Origin of the sequence: Streptomyces sp. NBC_01006 (assembly GCF_045162725.1) — a bacterium.
GTDB lineage: Bacteria > Actinomycetota > Actinomycetes > Streptomycetales > Streptomycetaceae > Streptomyces.
Window position 1 is genome coordinate 6,043,857 of sequence record NZ_CP108700.1, and the last position, 23,890, is coordinate 6,067,746.

Consider the following 23,890-nt stretch of genomic DNA (forward strand, 5'->3'; position numbering starts at 1 on the left):
GAGGACCCCGCCATGCCTGAAGGCCCCCACTCCGCCCCGACCGTCGCCCCCGGCACCCCGACGCCGGCGATCGCCGCAGCCACCCCGTGGCCCACCCCCGCCCCCGCCCCAGGGCCCGGCGTTCCGGGCAGAACCGGCAGCCCCGACGCCCGGGGCGGCGGGGGTGGCGGCGTGCTGCGGCAGCTGGACGTCGTGCCGCGAGCCCGGGTCGGCACCGGGGCCGGGGCGTCGGCCGAGGTGCTGGACCATCCCGATCCGGGCATCGCCGCCGAGGGCGCCGCCGTGGAGAACCTGTTGCGGTGCTGGCTTCGGGAGAGCGGGATCGGGCGCTCCGGCGGGGCTGTCGGGAGCGTGCTGCGCATCCCCCTCCCCGCATCCGGGGCCGCCCTGACCGTCGGCGTCCGGTACTGGTCCGCCACCGGCTGGCACCGCTTCGGCCCCGCCCGGCTCGAAGGCGCGTCCGCCCACGCCCCCGCCCTGGACGCCGTCACCCTCGCCTCGCTGCTGGCCCGCGAGGGCGACTCCCAGGGCCGCGGCGGCGCCGACCTCGTCGGCCGGGTCTCCGACTCGGTACGCCGCACCGCGGAGTTCATCGCCGACCGGCGCCAACGGCCCACCCCGCCCGAACCCGTCTCCGGTGACCTCTTCCTCACCGCCGAACAGTCCCTCCTCCTCGGCCACCCCCTTCAGCCGGACCCGAAGAGCCGCCAAGGACTCTCCGAGGCCGAGATCCGCCGCTACTCACCCGAACTCCACGGCTCCTTCCCCCTGCACTGGCTCGCCGTCGCCCCCTCCGCCCTCGCCACCGACTCCGCCTGGACCGAACGCGGCCGCCCCGTCTCCGCCGCCCGGCTCCTCGGCCGGCTCACCCCCGGGCTCCCGCTGCCCGACGGTACGACCCCCCTTCCCCTGCACCCCTGGCAGGCCCGGGACCTGCTCCAGCGCCCCGCCGTCGCCGCCCTCCGCGACGCGGAACTCCTGCACGACCTGGGCCCGTTCGGCGAGCCCTGGCACCCCACCTCCTCCGTCCGCACCGTCCACCGCCCCGGCGCTCCCGCCATGCTCAAGCTCTCCCTGGGCCTGCGCATCACCAACTCCCGCCGCGAGAACCTCCGCAAGGAACTCCACCGCGGCGTCGAGGTGCACCGGCTGCTCCGCACCGGCCTCGCGGAACAGTGGCGGGCGGCCCACCCCGGCTTCGACATCGTGCGCGACCCCGCCTGGATCGCCGTCGACGCCCCGGACGGCACCCCCGTCCCCGGACTCGACACCGTGCTCCGACACAACCCCTTCCGCTCCCACGACGACGCCGTCTGCGTCGCCGCACTCACCTCGCCCCGCCCCTGGCCGGGCCGGACCACCATGCGTTCCCGGCTCGCCGAGACCGTCGCCCGGCTCGCCGCCGCCACCGGGCGCCCGACGGCCGCCGTCGCCGCCGAGTGGTTCCTGCGCTACCTCGACCAGATCGTCCTGCCGATCCTGGCCTTCGACGCGCTCGCCGGAATCGCCCTCGAAGCGCACCAGCAGAACACCCTGGTCCTCCTCGACCCGGCCGGCTGGCCGGTCGGCGGCCGCTACCGCGACAACCAGGGCTACTACTTCCGCGCCTCCCACCGTGCGGAACTGGAGCGCCGGCTCCCCGGTATCGGCAGCGCCAGCGACACCTTCGTCTCCGACGCCGTCACCGACGAACGCTTCACCTACTACCTCGGCATCAACAACGTGCTCGGCCTCATCGGCGCCTTCGGATCCCAGCGACTCGCCGACGAACGCGTCCTGCTCGCCGCATTCCGCCGCTTCCTCGGCAAGGCCCGCGGACTCGGACCGCTCCCCGCACGGCTGCTCGACTCACCCACCCTGCGCTGCAAGGCGAACCTGCTCACCCGCCTGGGCGGCCTCGACGAGCTCGTCGGCCCCGTGGACTCCCAGTCTGTCTACGTCACCATCGCCAACCCCCTCCACGATTGAGTGCCGATGCCCTCCACCGACACGTCCCCCTACGCGTCCACCGCGACCGCCACGGCCACCGTCACGGCCACCGGCGCCCTCGACTCCGCCACCGCCCGCATCCCCGGACGGCGGCTCACCGCCCGGCTGCTGCCGCTGCTCGCCGAGGCCGAACTGCTCGACTCACCGGTCGGCTGGGGCGCCGCCGCCACCCCGGCCGGTGCCTTCCGCCTCGAACCCGTACGCCCGGGCCGCGACCTGGAGCTGCTGACCGGCTGGATGAACGACCCCGAGGTGGCCGCGTACTGGGAGCTCGCCGGCCCCGCCGCCGTCACCGCCGCCCACGTACGGTCCCAGCTCGACGGGAACGGCCACAGCATCCCCTGCCTCGGCCTCCTCGACGGCACGCCGATGAGCTACTGGGAGATCTACCGGGCCGACCTCGACCCGCTCTCCCGCCACTACCCGGCGCGCCCCCACGACACGGGTATCCACCTGCTCATCGGGGACGGCACGAACCGCGGCCGCGGTCTGGGCACCGTCCTGCTCCGCGCCGTCGCCAACCTGGTGCTCGACAACCGCCCGCGCTGCACCCGCGTCATCGCCGAACCGGACATCCGCAACACCCCCTCCGTATCAGCCTTCCTCAACTCCGGATTCCGCTGTTCCGCGGAGATCGACCTCCCCGGGAAGCGGGCCGCGCTGATGATTCGCGAGCGGGCCCTGCGCAATCTCATCTGATCCATCCGACCCTCCCCGTTCACGCCTCACCCTTCGAAAACTCTGCGTCACGCAGCAAAGTTCCCGATCCCCGAGGAGTCCCGTGCCGAATTTCCCCGCCACCCCCGACTCCGCCGGCCCCCATCTCTCGGAAGCTTCCGTTCCGCCGCCCCCCCAGCACCCCTGCACGCCCCCCGAACTCACCACCGTGACCTGGGAGTCCGCCGCCCGCCGGCTGCTCGCCAAGATGCTGGCCGAGTTCGCCTACGAGGAGATCATCAGCCCCCTCCGGGCCCCCGCCCCGGCGACCGCCGCCGGCGACGCCTGGCAGCTGACCCTCGACGACGGCAGCAGCCTCGGCTTCCGGGCCCGCCGCCGCGCGTACGGCAGCTGGCACGTAGCCCACGACACCATCACGCTCACCCCGCCGCCGCCCTCCACGGAGCCCCCGACCGCCTTCGGGGACCCGTACGCCTTCCTGATCCGCACCCGCACCCTCCTCGGCCTCGACGGCTCCACCCTCGGGCACCTCGTCCGCGAGCTCAGCGCCACCCTCGCCGCCGACGCCCGCATCGACCACACCGCGCTCACCGCCGACGTCCTCGCCGATCTCGACCACGCCGAGCTCGAAGGCCACCAGACCGGCCACCCCTGGCTCGTCCTCAACAAGGGCCGCTTAGGACTGTCCGCCGCGGACACCGCCGCCTGGGCACCCGAGGCCCGCACCCGCCAGCGGCTGCCCTGGCTCGCCGCCCACAGCTCCCTCGCGGCCTACCGCGGCACGGCCGGCCTGGAAGACCCGGCCCGCCTCTACGCCCAGGAGCTCGACCCCGTCACCCGAGCCGCCTTCGACCAGACCCTGCGCGCCCGCGGCCTCGACCCGCTCGGCTACCTCTACCTCCCGGTCCACCCCTGGCAGTGGGACGAGATCGTGCTCCCCCTCTTCGCCCCGGCCCTGGCCTCGGGCGCCCTGGTCCCGCTCCCCGCCGACCCCGACTTACGCATCCCGCAGCAGTCCATCCGCACCTTCCTCAACCTCACCCGCCCCGACCGGCACAGCGTCAAGCTGCCGCTCTCCGTCTTCAACACCCTCGTCTGGCGCGGCCTGCCCTCCGACCGCTGCGCCGCCGCCCCCGCCGTCACCGCCTGGATCCGCTCCCTGCACGACGCAGACCCCTTCCTCCGCGAGGAATGCCGCGTGGTCCTCCTCGGCGAGGTCGCCTCGGTCACCGTCCGCCACCCCGTCTACGACGAGCTCCCCGAGGCCCCCTACCAGTACAAGGAACTCCTCGGGGCGATCTGGCGCGAGCCCCTGACCAGCCGGCTCGCCCCCGGTGAGCGGGCCCGTACGCTCGCCTCCCTCCTCCACGTCGACCCGCGCGGCCGGTCCTTCACCGCCGAGCTCGTCGCCCGGTCCGGGATAGCCCCGACCCGCTGGCTGCAGCGGCTCTTCGCCGCCCTGCTGCCCCCGCTGCTCCACTTCCTCTACCGCTACGGCACCGTCTTCTCCCCGCACGGCGAGAACGCCACCGTGATCTTCGACGAGCACGAGGTCCCGGTCGGGATCGCCCTGAAGGACTTCGCGGACGAGATCAACATCTGCCGGGAGCCGCTGCCCGAGCTGGAGTCCGTGCCCGCCGAGGTGCGTGCCGCGCTGCGCGACAAGCCCGCGGACTTCCTGCCCCAGTACATCCACTCCGGTCTCTTCGTCGGCGTCTTCCGCTACCTCTCCGCCCTGTGCGAGGACCGCCTCGGCGTCCCCGAGGAGGAGTTCTGGTCCCTCGTACGGGCGGAGATCCTGCGCCACCAGGCCCGCTTCCCCGAGCTCAAGGAGCGCCACGAGCTCTTCGACCTGCTCGGCGAGCGGATCGGGCGGCTCTGCCTGAACCGGAACCGGCTGTACGAGGACGGCTACCGCGACCGCTCCGACCGCCCGCACGCGGTGGAGTACGGCACCGTGCCCAACCCCCTGTACCGGCCGTGAACCAACGTCGTGGCGGTCCCTGTCGGTGGCGCCCCGTAGGGTTGTCATTGCTATGACGAAGCCCTCCCTCCCCGACCTGCTGCACGCCGCCGTATCCGCCGTCGGCGGCACGGAGCGGCCCGGCCAGGTGGCCATGGCCGAAGCCGTCGCCGAAGCGATCGACGACAACACGCACCGCCTGATCCAGGCCGGCACCGGCACCGGAAAGTCCCTCGGCTACCTGGTGCCGGCTCTCGCGCACGGCGAGCGCGTGGTCGTGGCCACCGCCACCCTCGCCCTCCAGCGGCAGCTCGTCGAGCGCGACCTGCCCCGGACGGTGGACGCGCTGCATCCGCAGCTCCGACGCCGCCCGCAGTTCGCCATGCTCAAGGGCCGCTCCAACTACCTGTGCCTGCACCGGTTGCACGAGGGCGCGCCGCAGGACGAGGAGGAGGGCCTCTTCGACCAGTTCGAGGCGGCCGCCCCGACCAGCAAGCTCGGCCAGGACCTGCTGCGCCTGCGCGACTGGGCGGACGAGACCGAGACCGGCGACCGGGACGACCTGACGCCCGGCGTCTCGGACAAGGCCTGGTCGCAGATCTCCGTCTCGTCCCGGGAGTGCCTGGGCGCGACGAAGTGCGCGTACGGCGCCGAGTGCTTCGCCGAGGCCGCCCGCGAGCGGGCCAAGCTCGCCGACGTCGTCGTCACCAACCACGCGCTGCTGGCCATCGACGCCATCGAGGGCGCCCCGGTGCTGCCGCAGCACGAGGTGCTGATCGTGGACGAGGCGCACGAGCTGGTCTCCCGGGTGACCGGTGTCGCCACCGGCGAGCTCACCCCGGGCCAGGTCAACCGTGCCGTGAAGCGCGCGGCCAAGCTGGTCGACGAGAAGACCGCGGATTCGCTCCAGACCGCGTCCGAGTCGTTCGAGCGGGTCATGGAGCTGGCCCTTCCGGGCCGGCTGGAGGAGGTCCCCGAGGACCTCGGGTACGCGCTGGCGGCCTTGCGGGACGCTGCTCGCAACGTCATCTCGGCGATCGGCGCGACCCGCGACAAGTCCGTCCACGACGAGGACGCCGTCCGCAAGCAGGCGCTGGCCGCGGTGGAGAGCGTCCACGGGGTGGCCGAGCGGATCCTGCTCGGCTCCGAGTACGACGTCGTCTGGTACGAGCGGCACGACCGGTTCGGGGCCACGCTGCGGGTCGCCCCGCTCTCGGTGTCCGGGCTGCTGCGCGAGAAGCTGTTCGAGGACCGCTCGGTGGTCCTGACCTCGGCGACCCTCAAGCTGGGCGGCGATTTCAACGGGGTCGCGGCCTCGCTGGGCCTGTCCCCCGAAGGGGTCGAGGGGGAGGACGCCCCGGTCTGGAAGGGCCTGGACGTCGGCTCGCCGTTCGACTACCCCAAGCAGGGGATCCTGTACGTCGCGAAGCACCTGGCCACGCCGGGCCGGGAGGGCACCCGCGGCGACATGATGGACGAGCTCGCCGAGCTGATCGAGGCGGCCGGCGGCCGCACCCTCGGTCTGTTCTCCTCCATGCGGGGCGCCAAGGCCGCTGCCGAGGAGCTGCGCGGCCGGCTCGACAACCCGATCCTGCTCCAGGGCGAGGAGACGCTGGGCGAGCTGATCAAGGCGTTCGCGGCGGATCCGAAGACCTGCCTGTTCGGGACGCTGTCGCTCTGGCAGGGCGTGGACGTGCCGGGCCCCAGCTGCCAGCTCGTGGTGATGGACCGCATCCCGTTCCCGCGCCCGGACGATCCGCTGATGAGCGCCCGGCAGAAGTCGGTCGAGGAGCACGGCGGCAACGGCTTCATGGCCGTCGCGGCCACGCATGCGGCGCTGCTGATGGCCCAGGGCGCGGGCCGGCTCGTACGGGCCACCGGCGACCGGGGTGTCGTCGCGGTGCTGGACCCCCGGCTGGCCACGGCCCGGTACGGGAGCTTCCTGCGGGCCACGCTGCCGGACTTCTGGTACACCACGGACCGCAACCAGGCCCGCCGCTCGCTGGCCGCGATCGACGCTGCCGCTCACGCTGACGGCAAGTAGTTCCCGGGAGCACGAGCGGCGACCATCGATTGAGCAACACAAGCAGCGAGCAACCACGTCCGCGAGAGCGGCGGCGGTTTAGCCGCAAAAAATGAAACAACCCCCGGGACCGGCGCAGTGGGTCCCGGGGGCTGGCTAGGAAGCGACGAGGGTCAGATCCGGCGCAGTACCGCGACGACCTTGCCGAGGATGGTCGCCTCGTCGCCGGGGATCGGCTGATAGGCGGCGTTGTGCGGGAGCAGCCAGACGTGCCCGTCCTCGCGCTTGAAGCGCTTGACGGTGGCCTCTCCGTCGAGCATCGCGGCCACGATGTCGCCGTTCTCCGCGACCGGCTGGCGGCGGACCGTGACCCAGTCGCCGTCGCAGATGGCGGCCTCGATCATCGAGTCGCCGACGACCTTGAGGACGAAGAGCTCGCCGTCGCCGACGAGCTGGCGGGGGAGCGGGAACACGTCCTCCACCGACTCCTCGGCGAGGATCGGGCCGCCTGCCGCGATCCGGCCGACCAGGGGGACGTACGAGGCGGCGGGCTTGCCCGTGGTGTCCGTGGGCTGCGAGCTGGGCTGGTCGGAGCCGCGGACCTCGTACGCCCGGGGGCGGTGCGGGTCCCGGCGCAGGAAGCCCTTGCGCTCCAGGGCCATCAGCTGGTGGGCGACGGACGAGGTGCTGGACAGGCCGACCGCCTGGCCGATCTCCCGCATCGACGGCGGGTAGCCGCGCCGCTGCACCGAGTCGCGAATGACCTCGATGACCCTGCGCTGCCGGTCCGTGAGCCCGGAGCTGTCGGCGCGGATGCCTGGAGGTCGGCCTGGCAGCGAGCGCGCGGGGCGCGAGGGCTCCCCCTCCGGGTTCAGACTTGCGTCGTTCATGGGATGCACCGGCTCGAGTCGGCTCTGGGAGCGGTTCTGGGCAGTGATGGTGGCACTGTCTGCGGTGGTGGTCACGTCGGCGGCCCCTCTCGAAATGTTCTCCCTAGCTGGACAACGGTAGTAGCTTTCGAAAGGTTGCGCCAAACACACGTTCGAGTGAAAAAACGCGGATCGTCCAACCTGGGCACATCGAGGGGTGTATGGACGATCGGTCCGCCCGAACGCGGGTTCGGTCCGGCGTCCGCTGTTTACGGTACCCTTCCCGGTCGGATCGCCACCTTCCGGTCCTGTGCCCAGTGTGGCACCGGGAACGGCTCCTTCCGGGCGCCGCGCGCAGCGACACGCGGAGCGAAGTAAATCCACCACAACCCAAGATCTAGTGGTTGGATGAGCGCTGCCGCCCAGAAGTTGTGGTCCCCGGTCCGCCGAGGTCCTCGGCATCGCATATGCTGGTGGCTGCTTCGCGAGCCCCCGACAGAGACCCGTCTCGGTCGTTCAGGGGCCTCGCGAGGTGATTCTGTCGTGCCAAGAGGGAGGGTGAGGGAACCATGCACTGCCCCTTCTGCAGGCACCCCGACAGCCGCGTCGTCGACAGCCGCACCACGGACGACGGCACGTCGATCCGTCGGCGCCGTCAGTGCCCCGACTGCTCCCGTCGTTTCACGACGGTGGAGACGGCCTCGCTGATGGTGATCAAGCGCAGCGGGGTGACCGAACCCTTCAGCCGTACCAAGGTCATCTCCGGCGTGCGCAAGGCGTGCCAGGGACGGCCGGTCACCGAGGACGCCCTCGCCAAGCTCGGCCAGCGGGTCGAGGAGGCGGTGCGCGCCACCGGAAGCGCCGAGCTGACCACCCACGACGTGGGTCTGGCCATACTCGGCCCGTTGCAGGAGCTCGACCTGGTCGCGTACCTGCGGTTCGCGTCCGTTTACAAGGCGTTCGACACGCTCGAAGACTTCGAGACCGCCATCGCGGAACTCCGCGTGCCGCGGCCTCACCCCCAAGAGTGCGAGCCCGGGGGGACCGCTCCGGTCCCCGTGCCCGCCTCCGCCGCCGACTGACCGGGCGGCCGCAGCGCAGCGCGGCCGCAGCCCGGGACAGCCAGGCGAAGAAACGTAGATACAAGACAGGCCGTGCCGCGGAATAACGCTGGCACTTTAGGGCGTTTTTGCCCGCATATGGGAGGAAGCGGCATGACAGAGACGGCGAGCGGCTCGGCACGAGGTTCCCGCGCCAAGGGGACCAAGACTGCCAAGAGCGGCCTTCGGATCGAGCGCATCCACACCACCCCCGGCGTGCACCCGTACGACGAGGTGAGCTGGGAGCGCCGTGACGTCGTCATGACCAACTGGCGCGACGGCTCGGTGAACTTCGAGCAGCGTGGCGTCGAGTTCCCCGACTTCTGGTCGGTGAACGCGGTCAACATCGTCACCAGCAAGTACTTCCGCGGCGCGGTCGGCACCGCGCAGCGCGAGACCGGTCTCAAGCAGCTCATCGACCGCATCGTGAAGACCTACACGAAGGCCGGCGAGGACTACGACTACTTCGCGTCCCCCGCCGACGCGGAGATCTTCGAGCACGAGCTGACCTACGCCCTCCTGCACCAGATCTTCAGCTTCAACTCCCCGGTGTGGTTCAACGTCGGCACGCCCCAGCCGCAGCAGGTCTCCGCCTGCTTCATCCTCGCCGTCGACGACTCCATGGAGTCGATCCTCGACTGGTACAAGGAAGAGGGCATGATCTTCAAGGGCGGCTCCGGCGCCGGCCTGAACCTCTCCCGCATCCGCTCCTCCAAGGAGCTCCTCTCCTCCGGCGGCAACGCCTCCGGTCCGGTCTCCTTCATGCGGGGCGCCGACGCGTCCGCCGGAACGATCAAGTCGGGCGGCGCCACCCGCCGCGCGGCCAAGATGGTCGTCCTGGACGTGGACCACCCGGACGTCGAGGACTTCATCGCCACCAAGGTGAAGGAAGAGGAGAAGATCCGCGCCCTGCGCGACGCGGGCTTCGACATGGACCTGGGCGGCGACGACATCACGTCCGTCCAATACCAGAACGCCAACAACTCCGTCCGCGTGAACGACGAGTTCATGACGGCCGTCGAGAACGGCACCGAGTTCGGCCTGCGCGCCCGCATGACCGGCGAGGTCATCGAGAAGGTCGACGCCAAGGCGCTCTTCCGCAAGCTGGCCGAGGCCGCGTGGGCCTGCGCCGACCCGGGCATCCAGTACGACGGTGTGATCAACAACTGGCACACCTGCCCCGAGTCCGGCCGCATCACCGCGTCGAACCCGTGCAGCGAGTACATGCACCTGGACAACACGTCCTGCAACCTCGCCTCGCTGAACCTGATGAAGTTCCTGAACGACGACGGCAAGGGCGACCAGTCCTTCGACGCCGAGCGCTTCGCCAAGGTCGTCGAGCTCGTCATCACCGCGATGGACATCTCCATCTGCTTCGCGGACTTCCCGACGCAGAAGATCGGCGAGAACACCCGCGCCTTCCGCCAGCTCGGCATCGGCTACGCCAACCTCGGCGCCCTGCTGATGGCGACCGGCCACGCGTACGACTCGGACGGCGGCCGCACCCTCGCCGCGTCGATCACCTCGCTGATGACCGGCACCGCGTACAAGCGCTCCGCCGAGCTGGCCGCCATCGTCGGCCCGTACGACGGCTACGCCCGCAACGCCGAGGCGCACAAGCGCGTCATGAAGCAGCACGCCGACGCCAACGCCGTTGCGCCGCGCACCGAGGACCTGGACAACTCGATCTGGGCCGCGGCCACCGAGGCCTGGCAGGACGTCCTGCGCCTCGGCGAGAAGAACGGCTTCCGCAACTCCCAGGCCTCCGTCCTCGCACCGACCGGCACCATCGGTCTCGCGATGTCCTGCGACACCACCGGTGTCGAGCCGGACCTGGCCCTGGTCAAGTTCAAGAAGCTCGTCGGCGGCGGCTCGATGCAGATCGTCAACGGCACCGTCCCGCAGGCCCTGCGCCGCCTGGGCTACCAGGAGGAGCAGATCGAGGCGATCGTCGCCCACATCGCCGAGCACGGCGTGGTCGTCGACGCCCCGGGCCTGAAGACCGAGCACTACTCGGTGTTCGACTGCGCCATGGGAGAGCGTTCCATCTCCGCGATGGGCCACGTCCGGATGATGGCCGCGATCCAGCCCTGGATCTCCGGCGCGATCTCGAAGACGGTCAACATGCCGGAGACGGCGACCGTCGAGGAGATCGAGGAGATCTACTTCGAGGCGTGGAAGATGGGCGTCAAGGCGCTCGCGATCTACCGCGACAACTGCAAGGTCGGCCAGCCCCTCTCCGCGAAGAAGAAGGAAGCGGAGAAGGAGGAGGTCACCGCCAAGGCGGAGGACACCATCCGCGCGGCGGTCGAGAAGGTCATCGAGTACCGCCCGGTCCGCAAGCGCCTCCCCAAGGGCCGCCCGGGCATCACCACCTCCTTCACGGTCGGTGGCGCCGAGGGCTACATGACCGCGAACTCCTACCCGGACGACGGTCTGGGCGAGGTCTTCCTGAAGATGTCCAAGCAGGGTTCGACCCTCGCGGGCATGATGGACGCCTTCTCGATCGCCGTCTCGGTCGGTCTGCAGTACGGCGTCCCGCTGGAGACGTACGTCTCGAAGTTCACGAACATGCGCTTCGAGCCGGCCGGCATGACGGACGACCCGGACGTGCGGATGGCGCAGTCGATCGTCGACTACATCTTCCGCCGCCTGGCGCTGGACTTCCTGCCCTTCGAGACCCGCTCGGCGCTCGGCATCCACACGGCCGAGGAGCGTCAGCGCCACCTGGACACCGGCTCGTACGAGCCGCTCGAGGACGACCTCGACACGGAGTCCCTGGCCCAGTCGGCCCCGCTGGCCGCCGTTCCGGCGGCCCCGAAGCCGGTCGCGGTCGTCGAGATCCAGGCCCCGAGGACGGCGCACTCCAACGCCGAACTCGTCGAGATGCAGCTCGGCGTCTCCGCCGACGCCCCGCTCTGCTTCTCGTGCGGTACGAAGATGCAGCGCGCCGGCTCCTGCTACATCTGCGAGGGCTGCGGCTCGACCAGCGGCTGCAGCTGACGCCGGGCGTAGCCTGGGCAGGTAGCTGAACAGCAGTACACGAAGGGGACCGGCCGCAGGCCGGTCCCCTTTCGTCGACGGGTTTCTCGAACGGGAGCCGGGAGCGGGGGAGACATGTGGAGCGGTGAGCAGCTGGATCTGGACGCCTATCTGGTGCGGATCGGGTACGACGGACCGGTCGGGGAGGACGGGGAACTCCGGGCGGACCTCGAGACGTTGTACGCAGTGCACAGGGCCCACGTCGGTGCCATCACCTTCGAGAACCTGGACGTGCTGCTCGGCCGCCCCGTCGAGCTGGGCGTCAAGGCCCTGGAGGACAAGCTCGTGCACGGCCGCCGCGGCGGCTACTGCTACGAGCAGAACTCGCTGCTGGCCGCCGCCCTGGAGCGGATCGGCTTCGAGGTCTCCGGGCGCGGCGCCCGCAACCGCACCCGCGGGGACACCCTGCTCGCGGTGACGCACGCCGTCCTCGTCGTCACCGTCGAGGGTGAACCCTGGCTGTGCGACGCCGGGTTCGGCCACCAGGGCCCGCGCGAGCCCGTCCCGCTCGCGCGGCCCGGAGCCGAAGTGGTGCAGGGGGAGTGGACGTACGCCGTCCGCGAGGAGGACGAGGGGATCCTCGCGCTGTCCATACTGCGCGAGGGCATCTGGCGGGACCTGTACGCGTTCTCCCCGCAGCGCTACCACCCCGTCGACTACGTCCTGCTCAACCACTACAGCTCCTCCCACCCACGCTCCGTCTTCGTCGGGCGGATCGTCGTCCAGCACCCGGGCGACGGCGTCCACCACCCCGTTCGCCGGGCGCTCGTGGGGCGGGAGCTCACACAGCTGTACGCCGACGGGCGGGTCGAGCGGCGTTCCGTGGACCCCGACGAGCTGCTCCCGCTGCTCGACCGGGAGTTCGGGCTTCGACTGTCCGGGCGGGATGCGGAGGAACTGGTGCGGATCAACCGCGCTGAGGACTGACCGGGACCTCGCCGGGCCCGTACGATGGCGCGGTGCTGGTCAAGTGGATTCGCTGCACGGTGACGGACCGACGCGGGTTCGAGCGCGGGCAGCGCAAATGGGCGGGGCTGCCTGGCGAGCCGGGATTCCGGGGACAGGGCGGCGGTTGGAGCCGGGGGCGGCAGGGGGTCGCGCATGTTTTCGCGTTCTGGGAGAGCCGTTCCTTCTACGACTCCTTCATGGCCCGCTCGCACGATCGGCTGGCCGCGTCCCAGACCGGGACTTACACGAACGCGCGGGTCACGCTCTTCGACCACCGCTTCGACGTGAAGACCGGCTTCGAGCCGCGCTTCACCGACGCGGACGTCGTGCGGGTGGCCCACACCCGGGTGCGGGAGGGCCGCGTGGACCACTTCGCCCTCATGCAGGAGAAGGTGTGGAACCCGGCGATGGCCGGCTCACCCGGAATGATCCGGGGCCTGTTCGGGGAGGCGCCGGGCCGGGAGTTCCTGGTGCTCTCGATGTGGCATGCCGCCGCCGAGCACGGCAAATACCGGCAGGAGCGGGTCGAGCGGCTCTCGCTGCGCGCCCAGACCGAGGCCGACGTGGAAGCCCTGACCGGAGACGTCGTCGACCTCGAACCGACCTGGACGGTATGACCGTACGACGATCGGCGGGCCGACCGGCGAGCCCGGATGTCCGGCCCGCCGGCCGCCGCATAGGGTCGGGGGATGGCACGACCACGGCGCATCGTCCTTGTCCGGCACGGGGAATCGGAGGGCAATGCCGATGACACGGTGTACGAACGGGAACCCGACCACGCCCTGAGGCTGACCGGCCAGGGCCGCGAGCAGGCGGCGGAGGCCGGCGTACGGCTGCGCGAGCTGTTCGGGGACGAGGCCATCAGCGCGTACGTCTCCCCCTACCGCCGCACCCTCCAGACCTTCCGGGAGCTGCGGCTGGACCCGGCGCGGGTCCGGATGCGCGAGGAGCCGAGGCTGCGCGAGCAGGACTGGGGGAATTGGCAGGACCGGGACGACGTACGGCTGCAGAAGGCGTACCGCGACGCGTACGGGCACTTCTTCTACCGCTTCGCGCAGGGGGAGTCCGGCGCGGACGTGTACGACCGGGTCGGGTCCTTCCTGGAGAGCCTCTACCGGAGCTTCGAGGCCCCGGACCACCCGCCGAACGTGCTGCTGGTGACGCACGGGCTGACCATGCGGCTCTTCTGCATGCGCTGGTTCCACTGGTCGGTGGCGGAGTTCGAGGCCCTGTCCAACCCGGGGAACGGAGAATTCCGGGTGCTCCTGCTGGGTCCGGACGGCCGCTACCGCATGGACCGCCCGTTTGAGAGGTGGACCACACCGGAGCCTTATGACCTGGACGGCTAAACTGACGCGGGATGACCGCTGACTCCGTTTCCGAACTGCGCTACACACGCGCCATGGCCAGCCTCCGCGGGCTGGCCCTGGGTGACGCCCTGGGCTCCCAGTACTTCGTCCCCGTGAACTACCCCCTCCTCAAGCGCCGCGAGCTGCCCGCCGGCACCGGGGCCTGGCAGTGGACCGACGACACCGAGATGGCCTGCTCGGTGGTCGCCGTCCTCGCCGCGCACGGGCGCATCGACCAGGACGCCCTGGCAAGCTCCTTCGCCCACCACCACGACTTCGACCGCGGCTACGGGCCCGCCGTCAACCGGATGCTCCGCCTCGTCCGGGAGGGCGAGGACTGGCGCACGCTGGCCGCCGAACTGTTCAACGGGCAGGGCTCGTGGGGCAACGGCGCGGCCATGCGGATCGCGCCGCTGGGTGCTTGGTACGCCGACGATCCGGAGCAGGCCACGCACCAGGCGGAGATCTCCGCCTACACCACGCACCAGCACCGCGAGGCGGTGTGCGGGGCGATGGCCGTCGCGGCGGCCGCCGCACTGGCGGCGGATCCGGCCGGTCCGCCGAAGGCCGGGGACCTGCTGGACGGGGTGATCGCGCTGGTGCCTCGCAGTGCCGTGGGCGCGGGGCTGCGACGGGCGCGGGACATGCTGGACTACGGGGACGCGACGACCGTCGCGGCGGTGCTGGGCTGTGGGCGGCGTACGAGCGCGCACGACACCGTGCCGTTCGCCCTGTGGTCGGCGGCGCGATCCCTGGACGACTACGAGCGGGCGTTCTGGACCACCGCGCAGGTGGGCGGGGACGTGGACACGACCTGCGCCATCGTCGGCGGGGTGCTGGGCGCGCGCGGAGACGCGGTGCTGCCCGCCGCCTGGCTGGCCCGTACGGAAGCCCTCCCGGCCTGGCTGCCGGAGACGGCGGCCCACTAGGGTCTTCCCGCGGCCGGGCGACACGGCCCGTTGCGATTGTCACGGTCCTGCCACAGGCGCCTTCCTGTCGGGCTGAACCCGCACGTCACGGGCCTAACCTGGCCGCGCTGCCGCCTCCGTCGTGACGACGCGGCCGGCCGACAGGGGAGGGGAACCCGATGCCAGAGGACAGCGACGGCGCGCCCGGTGCGGGGGCGCCGCCCGGGTGGGAGCCCAAGGCGTGGCAGGCCTATCAAGTCCGCCGGCAGCGGGCCACGTCCGGGGCCTGGTCCATCGCACCGCTCGCGTGGGCCGAGGCCGCCCGCCCCGCCCGGGCCGCACCCGTACCCACCGCCGTCCTGCTCGCCGCCGTGGCGGCCGGCCTCGCCTCTGGCCTGTTCCTCGGCGACGGCCTGGGCCCCGGGCTGCTGATCGCCGTCGTGCCCGCCATGGCCGGTGCGTACCTCGCCGCCCGGGCAGCCCGGCGTCGCGCGCGGCCCTGGAGCGTGGCCTGGGCGGTCGGCTGCGCCGCCCTCCTCGCCGTACCCGCGCTGCGCGACGCGGGCTGGCCCGCCACCCTGGCACTGCTCGCCGCCGTCCTGCTCGGCGCGCTGGCCCTGCACGGCAGCCGCACCTGGCCCGGCGTGCTGCTCAGCCCGCTCGGCTTCGTCGACTCCACCGTGCTCGGGATCCGCTGGGCCTGGAGCGGCCTGCGCTCGCGCGGCAGCGGGGTGGACCGCGCCCGCTGGCTGCCCGTGGCCAAGGCCGCCGCCGTGGCCCTCGTCCTGCTGGTGCTCTTCGGCACCCTGTTCGCCTCCGCCGACGCGGCCTTCGCCGACCTGCTGGACGGGCTCACCCCGGAGATCTCCCTCGGCGACGGACCGGTGCGCTTCGTCCTCTTCCTGCTCGGAGCCGTACTCGCGCTCACCGCCGCCCGCGCCGCCGCCGCGCCCTCGCGCTGGGACCGGATCCGGATCGCGCCCGGAAGGCCGCGCTCCCGCGTCGAATGGGCCCTTCCGCTCATCGTGCTCGACCTGCTCTTCGCCGGCTTCAACGCCGTCCAGCTGGCCGTCCTGTTCGGTGGCTACGACAAGGTCCTGGAGAGCTCCGGGCTCACCTACGCCGAGTACGCCCGGCAGGGTTTCTGGCAGCTGCTCTGGGCCACCCTGCTCACCCTCGTCGTGATCGCGCTCGCCCTGCGCTGGGCCCCGCGGGCCGGAGCCGGAGACCGGCGGTTCGTCCGCGTCGTCCTCGGCACGCTGTGCGCGCTGACCCTGGTCGTGGTCGCCTCCGCGCTGCGCCGGATGGACCTGTACGTGGACGCGTACGGGCTGACCCGGCTGCGCGTGTCGGTGGCCGCGATGGAGCTCTGGCTCGGGCTGGTGATCGTACTGATCATGGCCGCGGGCGTGTTCGGCTCCCGCATGCTGCCGCGCGCGGTCGCGGCCGCCGCGGCCGCCGCCGTCCTGGCCTTCGGGCTGCTGTCCCCGGACGGGCTGGTCGCCGAGAAGAACGTGGCTCGCTTCGAGCAGACCGGCAAGCTCGACCTGGCCTACTTCCAGTCCCTGTCGGCCGACGCCGTGCCCGCGCTGGACCGGCTGCCCGAACCCCGCCGCTCCTGCGCGCTGCGCGGGATCAACAACGAGCTGGCGAGCCGCGGCCAGGTGCCCTGGTACGCGATGAGCCTCGGCGAGTACCGGGCCCGGCAGATCCTGCGCGAGCGCCCGGTGACGGCCTCGTACGAGGTGTGCCGGAGCCTGGGCACCTTCCACAGCCGCATCGAGTAGCGGTCGGCGACGTACGGGGACCCCGGCGCGGGAGGTGGCGCCGTGCCGGGGTCCCCGTACGAAGCGCCGCACGGCTCAGGCCGCCGGACCTGCCTCCGCTGCGGCGCCGTTCAGGGCCTCCAGGTCGCTCTTGCGCACCCGGATCACCAGCAGCGCGGTGGCCAGGGCGAGTCCGGCCATGGCGACGGCCGCGACGAACGCGGTGGAGATGCCCTGGGTGAGGACGATGTCCCCCCAGGGGTCGGCCATCCGCTTGGTCTCGTTGAACGCCGCCAGCTGGTCGGGATCCGCGTGTTCCATGAAGTCCGGCATCTGCTTCGCGCCCTCGTCGCGGCTGGCCGTGCCGAAGACGGTCACCAGGATCGACAGGCCGAGCGAGCCGCCCACCTGCTGGCTGGCGTTGAGCAGCCCGGAGGCCGCGCCCGCCTCGCGCTGGGCGACCCCGGAGACGGCGGTGAGGGTGAGGGTCACGAAGTTCAGGCCCATGCCGAAGCCGAAGAGCAGCATCGGCCCGAGGACCCCGGAGACGTACGAGCTGTCGGTGCGGATGAAGGTCAGCCAGGACAGGCCGATGCCGGTGAGGGCGGATCCGGTGACCATGAACGGCTTGGGGCCGAAGCGGGGCAGGAAGCGCTGAGAGAGCCCGGCGGCGGTCACGATCGCGACCGTCACGGGCAGGAAGCCGAGCCCGGACTGGATGGGGGAGAAGCCCAGCACGTTCTGTACGAACTGGACGATGAAGAAGAACATCCCGAACATCGCGGCGGCGAGGCCGAGCATGATCAGGTAGGTGCCGGCGCGGTTGCGGTCGGCGAACATCCGCAGCGGGATGATCGGCTCGTGGGCCCGCGACTCGATGGCCACGAAGAGCGTGAGCAGGACGACGGCCGTGGCGAAGGAGACGAGGGTGCCGCCGTCGCGCCAGCCGTCCTCGGAGGCGCGGATGAACCCGTAGACGAGCGAGGCCATGCCGCCGGTGGAAGTGAGGGCCCCCGCGATGTCGAAGCGGCCCGGGTGGCGCTCGGACTCGGTGATGTAGAGCGGGGCGAGCACGGCGATCAGCAGGCCGATCGGCACGTTGACGAAGAGCACCCAGCGCCAGTCGAGCCACTCTGTCAGCATCCCGCCGGCCAGCAGGCCGATCGCGCCGCCGCCCGCGGAGACGGCGGCGAACACGCCGAACGCGCGGTTGCGCTCGGGGCCTTCGGCGAACGTCGTGGTGATCAGGGCGAGCGAGGTCGGTGAGGCGATCGCGCCGCCGACGCCCTGGAGGGCGCGGGCGGCCAGCAGTTGCCAGGGCTCCTGGGCGAAGCCGCCGAGCAGCGAGGCCAGGGTGAAGACGAGGATGCCGGTCAGGAATACGCGGCGCCGGCCGAGGATGTCGCCGGCCCGGCCGCCGAGCAGCAGGAGGCCGCCGAAGGCCAGGGTGTAGGCGCTGATCACCCAGGACAGGTCGGTGGTGGAGAAGGAGAGGGCGGTCTGGATGTGCGGGAGCGCGATGTTCACGATCGTCGCGTCGAGAACGACCATGAGCTGACAGGCGGCGATGACCGCGAGTGCCACGCCGGGCCGCCCTTCCCGGCGGGCCGCGCCCGGTATCCGGGGCGTGGCGAGTGGAGAGCTTTTCACCGAGGATCCCCCCATAGTGAAATAGTGAACGGAGCCGTTCACTGCGGCACCACCGTAGGAGCCCCCGGTTAGTGAACGCAACCGTTCACTAAGGCTGAAAATGCGTGCGAGGGCCGCGTGGGTCGGTCGGAGGTGGAGGTTGATGGTGGGTTCCCGCTGGTCGGTGACGTCGCCGGGCCGCAGGCGCGGTCCGGAACTCGAACGGGCGATTCTCGACGCGGCGTTGGAGCAGCTGAGCACGGTCGGCTGGAACGGGCTCACCATGGAGGGCGTCGCGGCCTGCGCGCACACCGGCAAGGCGGCGGTGTACCGGCGGTGGCCCTCGAAGGCCGACCTGGTGGCCGAGGTGCTGCGGGCGGGGCTGCCGCCGATCGGGGAGATCGCCGACGGCGGATCGGTCCGGGGCGACCTCCTCCGGTTGTGTGTGCGGATGCGTGACGTGATGGAGTCGCGCGCCGGTCAGGCGCTGCGAGCAGTCCTTCACGAATGCGACCACACCCATGCGGGCCGGTTCCATGACGTGGTCCGGGCCGGGCTGCACGAGCCCGCCCACCGCTTGATCAGGGAGCTTGTGCAGCGCGGGATCGAGCGGGGCGACGTGCGGCCGGACGCGGCGAGTCCGTTCGTCGCCGACGTCATTCCGGCCATGATGATGTACCGCGCGAAGGTGTGCGGGAGCGAATGGGTGGATGCGGACATCACGGAAATGATCGATCAGGTGATGGTGCCGCTGCTCAGGGCGTGAGACGCCGTACGGACTCCACCCGGGGCGGGGTGTGCAGGCGGCGCGGGGCGGCGTAACCTTGCTGGCGCCATGCCGTACGAAGCACCCACCCACACCGTCGAACGCTCCCTCCGTGCAACCACCGGCGCCAAGGTCATCGCCGGGGTCGACGAAGTCGGACGAGGGGCCTGGGCCGGTCCCGTCACCGTGTGCGCGGCGATCACCGGTCTGCGCCGGCCGCCCGCAGGTCTCACCGACTCCAAACTGCTCACCCAGAAACGACGCGACGCGCTCCTCGACGTCCTGGAGGACTGGGTCACCGCGTACGCGCTGGGGCACGCCTCCCCCGAGGAGATCGACGCACTCGGGATGACGGCCGCCCTGCGGCTCGCCGCGGAGCGCGCCCTGGAGGCGCTGCCCGTGCGGCCCGACGCGGTCATCCTCGACGGCAAGCACGACTATCTCGGCCCGCCCTGGCGGGTCCGTACGGTCATCAAGGGCGACCAGTCCTGCGTCGCCGTCGCCGCGGCGTCGGTGATCGCCAAGGTCAGGCGCGACCGGATGATGGCCGAGCTCGGCCAACAGGGCGGCGGATGTGCGGAGTTCGCCTTCGGCGACAACGCCGGATATCCCTCGCCGGTGCACCGGGCCGCGCTCGAACAGCTGGGGCCCACCCCGTACCACCGGCTCTCGTGGTCGTACCTCGACGGGCTGCCCAAGTGGCGCCACCTCAAGAAGGTGCGGCGCAGCGAGGAAGCGACGGAACTGGAAAACGGAGGCCAACTCGGCTTCGATTTCTGATCGCACCCACGTGCCACCCACCGGTACGTTTCGTACCGGTGTTTGATAGACATCAACTCATGCCTCTCACCCCCGAGGAGCCTCAGATTCACGAGAGTGCCCAGGGTCCCCGCGTCACGCCGGCCGCGAGCCGCACCGCGCAGACCCCCCGCCCCGTACCTGGTCCGCGTCCCGCCGCCGTTCCGCGGCCCGGGCGCCCCGGTCCCTCCCCCGCGGCGGCGAGCCGTACGGGCGGGGCTCCCAGGCCCGCACCGCCCGCGCAGCGTGCGCCGCAGGCCACCCCTGGACCCGTAGCCCCCACCGCACCGTCCGTCTCCGCGGCGGTGCCCCAGATCCAGCTGATCCCGGCCTCCGCCGAGGGTGCGCTGGACGCGGCCGAAGAGGCCGTCGACCTGCTGCTCGACACCGGGCGCGGGCCCGGCGACATCCTGGTGCTCACCACCGGCGACCCGCACCCGTGGGCCGCGCACGAGCTGTCCTTCGGCGAGGCCGCGTACTGGGCCCTGCACGACGCCGGGGACGACGTCTTCTACGCGGACGCGGCGCAGGCCGAGCGCGCCGCGGGCCGTCCCGTCGTGGTCTTCGCGGCCAACGGCGGACCGGCCGGGGCGACCGCCGCCGCTCTGCCGACCGCGCTCGCGCGGGCGGGTGCGCTGCTGATCGTGTGCGGCGACCCGCAGCAGATCAACTCCGTGCTGGGCACGGGCGTCTGACGCCCCGTACCCGGCGCGGGCAAGGGGCGGGGCCGGTCGGACCGGCCCCGCTGAAGCCCGAGGCCTGACCTGCCGTACGCCCGATCCAGGGTGTACGGCCGCGAGGGCTGCCCGCGGGTGGGCCTGCGTACGGGTGCGGCCCGCGGGCGGGCTTCGGCGTAAGGCGGGCCCCGGCGCGCCGCGGGCCCTCAGCGCGCGGCGGTACGGCGCCGCAGCACCTCGGTCGTGCCACCGCCGGTGCGCAAGGCCAACGGGGGGAATTCGGCCACGGTGTCACCGAGGCGCTCGGGCCGCGAGTCGGAGCTGGGATGCCGGCCGCCCCGGCCCTCGCCCAGCACCTGCCAGCCGCCGCGGGTCAGCGTGATGTACGCGCCGCAGCGCAGCCCGTGCAGGGTGCAGGCGTCCCGCAGCCCCCACATCCAGGCGCCGTCCTCCTCGGTCCACCGCTCGTCGCCCTCGCGGCAGTACAGCAGCACCGCGGTCCGCACCGGGGTCCGGCGCCGCAGGTCGTGCGGGATGACCCGGCGCAGCGCGGCGAGCAGGGCGTTGCGGTACTCCCAGCCGTCGGCCGAGGCCGAGCGCCGGGTGAAGGAGGCGCTCGCGACGAGCCGCTCCTCGGGGCCGAGCACGGCGATCACCGCGGTCGAGGGCGCCGGGCCGTGCCGGGAGTGCAGCCCGTGGACGACCTCGCGCGGATTGCGCAGCAGGGGGATGCCCGCCGCAGTCCATTCGGCGGGTTCCACCAGTCTGCCGTGCCGGCTGGCGCCGCCGGCTGTCGTTGTCAGTGACGACGTCGAGGGCGGGGCGAATCCGAAGGCCACGGTCCTCCCTTCGGGTACACGCCCGCAGACGGGCACAGCTGTCGTACGGGCGCGCCGCGGCGAGGCCCAGGAAGAGCGCCGTCGAGCCGGGCGGGAGCAGCCCAATTCTCGCGTGGCCCGTGAGCATGCGGCAACGAGCAATTGGCGCCGCCGACCGGAATTCGCCGGTATGCCGTTCATATCCTTGCCCAGTCAGGGCGAAGATGACTCATTCGACTACGACTGAAGCCCCAGTACCAGCGGAAACACCCCTTCGAGGGCCGGGTCGAGGCCGGGTGGAGCGCCCGTCCGACCCGTGGACCGTCCGCGACGATCTTCTCACGCTGGGTGAATTGGCCGATTGTCCGTGCCATCCGGTTGCATGGGGGCATGGACAACCTGGAGCTCCGCACCGAAGCCGATGCCATCCTCGCTGAGCTCGTCGGCGCCCCGGGGAGCGGGGCGCGGCTGCGGGAGGACCAGTGGCAGGCCGTGGCCGCCCTGGTGGAGGAGCGCCGGCGGGCCCTGGTGGTGCAGCGCACCGGCTGGGGCAAGTCGGCGGTGTACTTCGTCGCCACCGCGCTGCTGCGCCGGCGCGGCTCCGGCCCCACGGTGATCATCTCGCCGCTGCTGGCGCTGATGCGCAACCAGGTCGAGGCGGCGGCCCGGGCCGGCATTCAGGCCCGCACCATCAACTCGGCCAACACGGAGGAGTGGGACGCCATCTACGGGGAGGTCGAGCGCGGGGAGACCGACGTGCTCCTCGTCAGCCCCGAACGCCTCAATTCCGTGGACTTCCGCGAGCAGGTGCTGCCCAAGCTCGCGGCCACGACCGGTCTGCTCGTGGTCGACGAGGCCCACTGCATCTCCGACTGGGGCCACGACTTCCGCCCCGACTACCGTCGGTTGCGGGCCATGCTCGCCGAGCTCGCCCCCGGCGTCCCGGTCCTGGCCACCACCGCGACCGCCAACGCCCGGGTCACCGCGGACGTGGCGGAGCAGCTGGGCACGGGGGCCGGCGAGGCCTTGGTGCTGCGCGGCCCGCTGGACCGGGAGAGCCTGCGCCTGGGCGTGGTGGAGCTGCCGGACGCCGCGCACCGGCTGGCCTGGCTCGCCGAGCACCTGGACGAGCTGCCCGGCTCGGGGATCATCTACACGCTGACGGTGGCCGCGGCCGAGGAAGCCGCCGCCTTCCTGCGCCAGCGCGGCTTCCCGGTGGCCTCGTACACGGGCAAGACGGAGAACGCCGACCGCCTGCAGGCCGAGGACGACCTCCAGGCGAACCGGGTCAAGGCGCTGGTCGCCACCTCGGCGCTGGGCATGGGCTTCGACAAGCCCGACCTGGGCTTCGTGATCCACCTCGGCTCGCCGTCCTCGCCGATCGCGTACTACCAGCAGGTCGGCCGCGCCGGGCGAGGCGTGGAGCACGCCGAGGTCCTGCTGCTGCCGGGCAAGGAGGACGAGGCCATCTGGCGCTACTTCGCCGATACCGCCTTCCCGCCCGAAGCCCAGGTACGGCAGACCCTGTCGGCCCTCGCCGACGCCGGACGGCCGCTGTCCGTGCCCGCGCTGGAAGCGGCCGTGGAGCTCCGGCGCACCCGGCTGGAGACGATGCTCAAGGTGCTCGACGTCGACGGAGCCGTCAAGCGGGTCAAGGGCGGCTGGAGTTCCACCGGCCGGGAGTGGACGTACGACGCCGAGCGGTACGCCTGGGTCGCCCGCCAGCGGGCCGCCGAGCAGCAGGCCATGCGCGACTACGTGAGCACGTCCGGGTGCCGGATGGAGTTCCTGCGCCGGCAGCTGGACGACGAGGGGGCGGCCCCGTGCGGCCGGTGCGACAACTGCGCGGGCGTCTGGGCCGACTCCTCCGTGTCGGCGGAGACCCTGACCGGCGCGGCGAAGGAACTGGAGCGCCCGGGGGTGGAGGTGGAGCCGCGCCGGATGTGGCCGACCGGCATGGCGGCCCTGGGCGTCAACGTCAAGGGACGCATCCCGGCCGGGGAGCAGTGCTCCACCGGGCGGGCCCTGGGCCGGCTCTCGGACATCGGCTGGGGCAACCGGCTGCGCCCGCTGCTCGCCGAGAACGCCCCCGACGGGCCGGTCCCCGAAGACGTCCTGCACGCCGCGGTGGCCGTCCTCGCCGACTGGGCGCGCTCCGCGGGCGGCTGGGCACCCGGTGTCCCGGACGCCTCCGACCGGCCCGTGGGCGTCGTCGCCGTGCCGTCCCTCGCCCGTCCGCAGCTCGTCGGCTCCCTCGCGGAGGGGATCGCGAGCATCGGCCGCCTCCCGTACCTGGGCACCCTGACGTACACCGGGCCGGACGGCGCGCACGCGGCGCGGCGCAGCAACTCCGCCCAGCGGCTCAGGGCGCTGTCCGGCTCCTTCGCCGTCTCCGAGGAACTGGCCGCCGCCTTGGCGCAGTCGCCCGGGCCCGTCCTCCTCGTGGACGACTACTCCGACTCCGGTTGGACCCTGGCGGTCGCCGCCCGACTGCTCCGCCGGGCGGGCAGCGGCCAGGTGCTCCCGCTGATCCTCGCGACGGCCGGCTGACCGGCAGCGCGCGGCGG

At 72.2% G+C, this 23,890-nt stretch carries 18 protein-coding genes; 15 read left to right on the forward strand and 3 right to left on the reverse strand.

Going from position 1 to position 23,890, the window contains the following annotated elements:
- Positions 1-12: 12 nt before the first annotated feature.
- The 4 genes from OG509_RS27760 to OG509_RS27775 all read left to right on the forward strand — a co-directional run bounded on the left by OG509_RS27760 (position 13) and on the right by OG509_RS27775 (position 6,674).
- A complete protein-coding gene (locus OG509_RS27760; protein WP_406185234.1) occupies positions 13-1,968 on the forward strand; it encodes an IucA/IucC family protein in 1,956 nt (651 codons plus the stop codon).
- A 6-nt stretch (positions 1,969-1,974) separates the two neighbouring features.
- Positions 1,975-2,688 carry a GNAT family N-acetyltransferase gene (locus tag OG509_RS27765; protein WP_406185235.1) on the forward strand — a complete coding sequence of 238 codons (714 nt, stop codon included), beginning with the start codon at positions 1,975-1,977 and terminating at the stop codon, positions 2,686-2,688.
- Positions 2,689-2,770: 82 nt separating this feature from the next.
- Entirely contained in the window at positions 2,771-4,651 is a 1,881-nt protein-coding gene (locus OG509_RS27770) for an IucA/IucC family protein (protein ID WP_406185236.1), read from the forward strand.
- Positions 4,652-4,703: 52 nt separating this feature from the next.
- Entirely contained in the window at positions 4,704-6,674 is a 1,971-nt protein-coding gene (locus OG509_RS27775) for an ATP-dependent DNA helicase (protein ID WP_406185237.1), read from the forward strand.
- A 152-nt stretch (positions 6,675-6,826) separates the two neighbouring features.
- On the opposite strand, the gene lexA is transcribed toward OG509_RS27775, so the two are convergent.
- Complete coding sequence (gene lexA / locus OG509_RS27780; RefSeq protein WP_406185239.1) at positions 6,827-7,618, reverse strand: transcriptional repressor LexA; 792 nt, start codon at positions 7,616-7,618, stop codon at positions 6,827-6,829.
- Positions 7,619-8,091: 473 nt separating this feature from the next.
- Here lexA and nrdR point away from each other — a divergent pair, with 473 nt between their 5' ends.
- From nrdR to OG509_RS27815, 7 genes are all read left to right on the forward strand, one after another.
- The gene (nrdR, locus tag OG509_RS27785; protein ID WP_030154281.1) at positions 8,092-8,604 is read left to right on the forward strand and encodes a transcriptional regulator NrdR; all 513 of its coding nucleotides are present in this window, start codon (positions 8,092-8,094) and stop codon (positions 8,602-8,604) included.
- Between the two features lie 132 nt (positions 8,605-8,736).
- Positions 8,737-11,625, forward strand: a complete 2,889-nt coding sequence (locus tag OG509_RS27790) for a vitamin B12-dependent ribonucleotide reductase (protein WP_406185241.1) — start codon at positions 8,737-8,739, stop codon at positions 11,623-11,625.
- A gap of 114 nt (positions 11,626-11,739) precedes the next feature.
- Positions 11,740-12,591, forward strand: a complete 852-nt coding sequence (locus OG509_RS27795) for an arylamine N-acetyltransferase (RefSeq protein WP_406185242.1) — start codon at positions 11,740-11,742, stop codon at positions 12,589-12,591.
- Positions 12,592-12,623: 32 nt separating this feature from the next.
- On the forward strand, positions 12,624-13,229 hold the full coding sequence (locus OG509_RS27800) for a YdbC family protein (protein ID WP_383502104.1): 606 nt from the start codon (positions 12,624-12,626) through the stop codon (positions 13,227-13,229).
- A 72-nt stretch (positions 13,230-13,301) separates the two neighbouring features.
- Entirely contained in the window at positions 13,302-13,961 is a 660-nt protein-coding gene (locus OG509_RS27805) for a histidine phosphatase family protein (RefSeq protein WP_385588713.1), read from the forward strand.
- A gap of 11 nt (positions 13,962-13,972) precedes the next feature.
- Positions 13,973-14,890 carry an ADP-ribosylglycohydrolase family protein gene (locus tag OG509_RS27810; protein WP_387286671.1) on the forward strand — a complete coding sequence of 306 codons (918 nt, stop codon included), beginning with the start codon at positions 13,973-13,975 and terminating at the stop codon, positions 14,888-14,890.
- 158 nt (positions 14,891-15,048) lie between these two features.
- Positions 15,049-16,656, forward strand: a complete 1,608-nt coding sequence (locus OG509_RS27815; protein ID WP_406185243.1) for a DUF4173 domain-containing protein — start codon at positions 15,049-15,051, stop codon at positions 16,654-16,656.
- A 75-nt stretch (positions 16,657-16,731) separates the two neighbouring features.
- Here the strand turns inward: OG509_RS27815 and OG509_RS27820 are convergent, their stop codons facing one another.
- Positions 16,732-18,285 carry an MFS transporter gene (locus OG509_RS27820; protein WP_406185244.1) on the reverse strand — a complete coding sequence of 518 codons (1,554 nt, stop codon included), beginning with the start codon at positions 18,283-18,285 and terminating at the stop codon, positions 16,732-16,734.
- A gap of 142 nt (positions 18,286-18,427) precedes the next feature.
- Between OG509_RS27820 and OG509_RS27825 the strand changes: the two genes are divergently transcribed.
- The 3 genes from OG509_RS27825 (at position 18,428) to OG509_RS27835 (ending at position 20,523) form a co-directional block, all read left to right on the forward strand.
- Positions 18,428-19,030 (forward strand): TetR/AcrR family transcriptional regulator, encoded by a 603-nt coding sequence (locus tag OG509_RS27825; RefSeq protein WP_406185245.1) that lies wholly within the window; start codon positions 18,428-18,430, stop codon positions 19,028-19,030.
- A gap of 69 nt (positions 19,031-19,099) precedes the next feature.
- The gene (locus OG509_RS27830) at positions 19,100-19,810 is read left to right on the forward strand and encodes a ribonuclease HII (RefSeq protein WP_406185246.1); all 711 of its coding nucleotides are present in this window, start codon (positions 19,100-19,102) and stop codon (positions 19,808-19,810) included.
- A 59-nt stretch (positions 19,811-19,869) separates the two neighbouring features.
- Positions 19,870-20,523, forward strand: a complete 654-nt coding sequence (locus OG509_RS27835; protein WP_406185247.1) for a hypothetical protein — start codon at positions 19,870-19,872, stop codon at positions 20,521-20,523.
- A gap of 188 nt (positions 20,524-20,711) precedes the next feature.
- On the opposite strand, the gene OG509_RS27840 is transcribed toward OG509_RS27835, so the two are convergent.
- On the reverse strand, positions 20,712-21,344 hold the full coding sequence (locus OG509_RS27840) for a hypothetical protein (protein WP_406185248.1): 633 nt from the start codon (positions 21,342-21,344) through the stop codon (positions 20,712-20,714).
- A gap of 369 nt (positions 21,345-21,713) precedes the next feature.
- Here OG509_RS27840 and OG509_RS27845 point away from each other — a divergent pair, with 369 nt between their 5' ends.
- Entirely contained in the window at positions 21,714-23,873 is a 2,160-nt protein-coding gene (locus tag OG509_RS27845) for a RecQ family ATP-dependent DNA helicase (RefSeq protein ID WP_406185249.1), read from the forward strand.
- Positions 23,874-23,890: the final 17 nt, after the last annotated feature.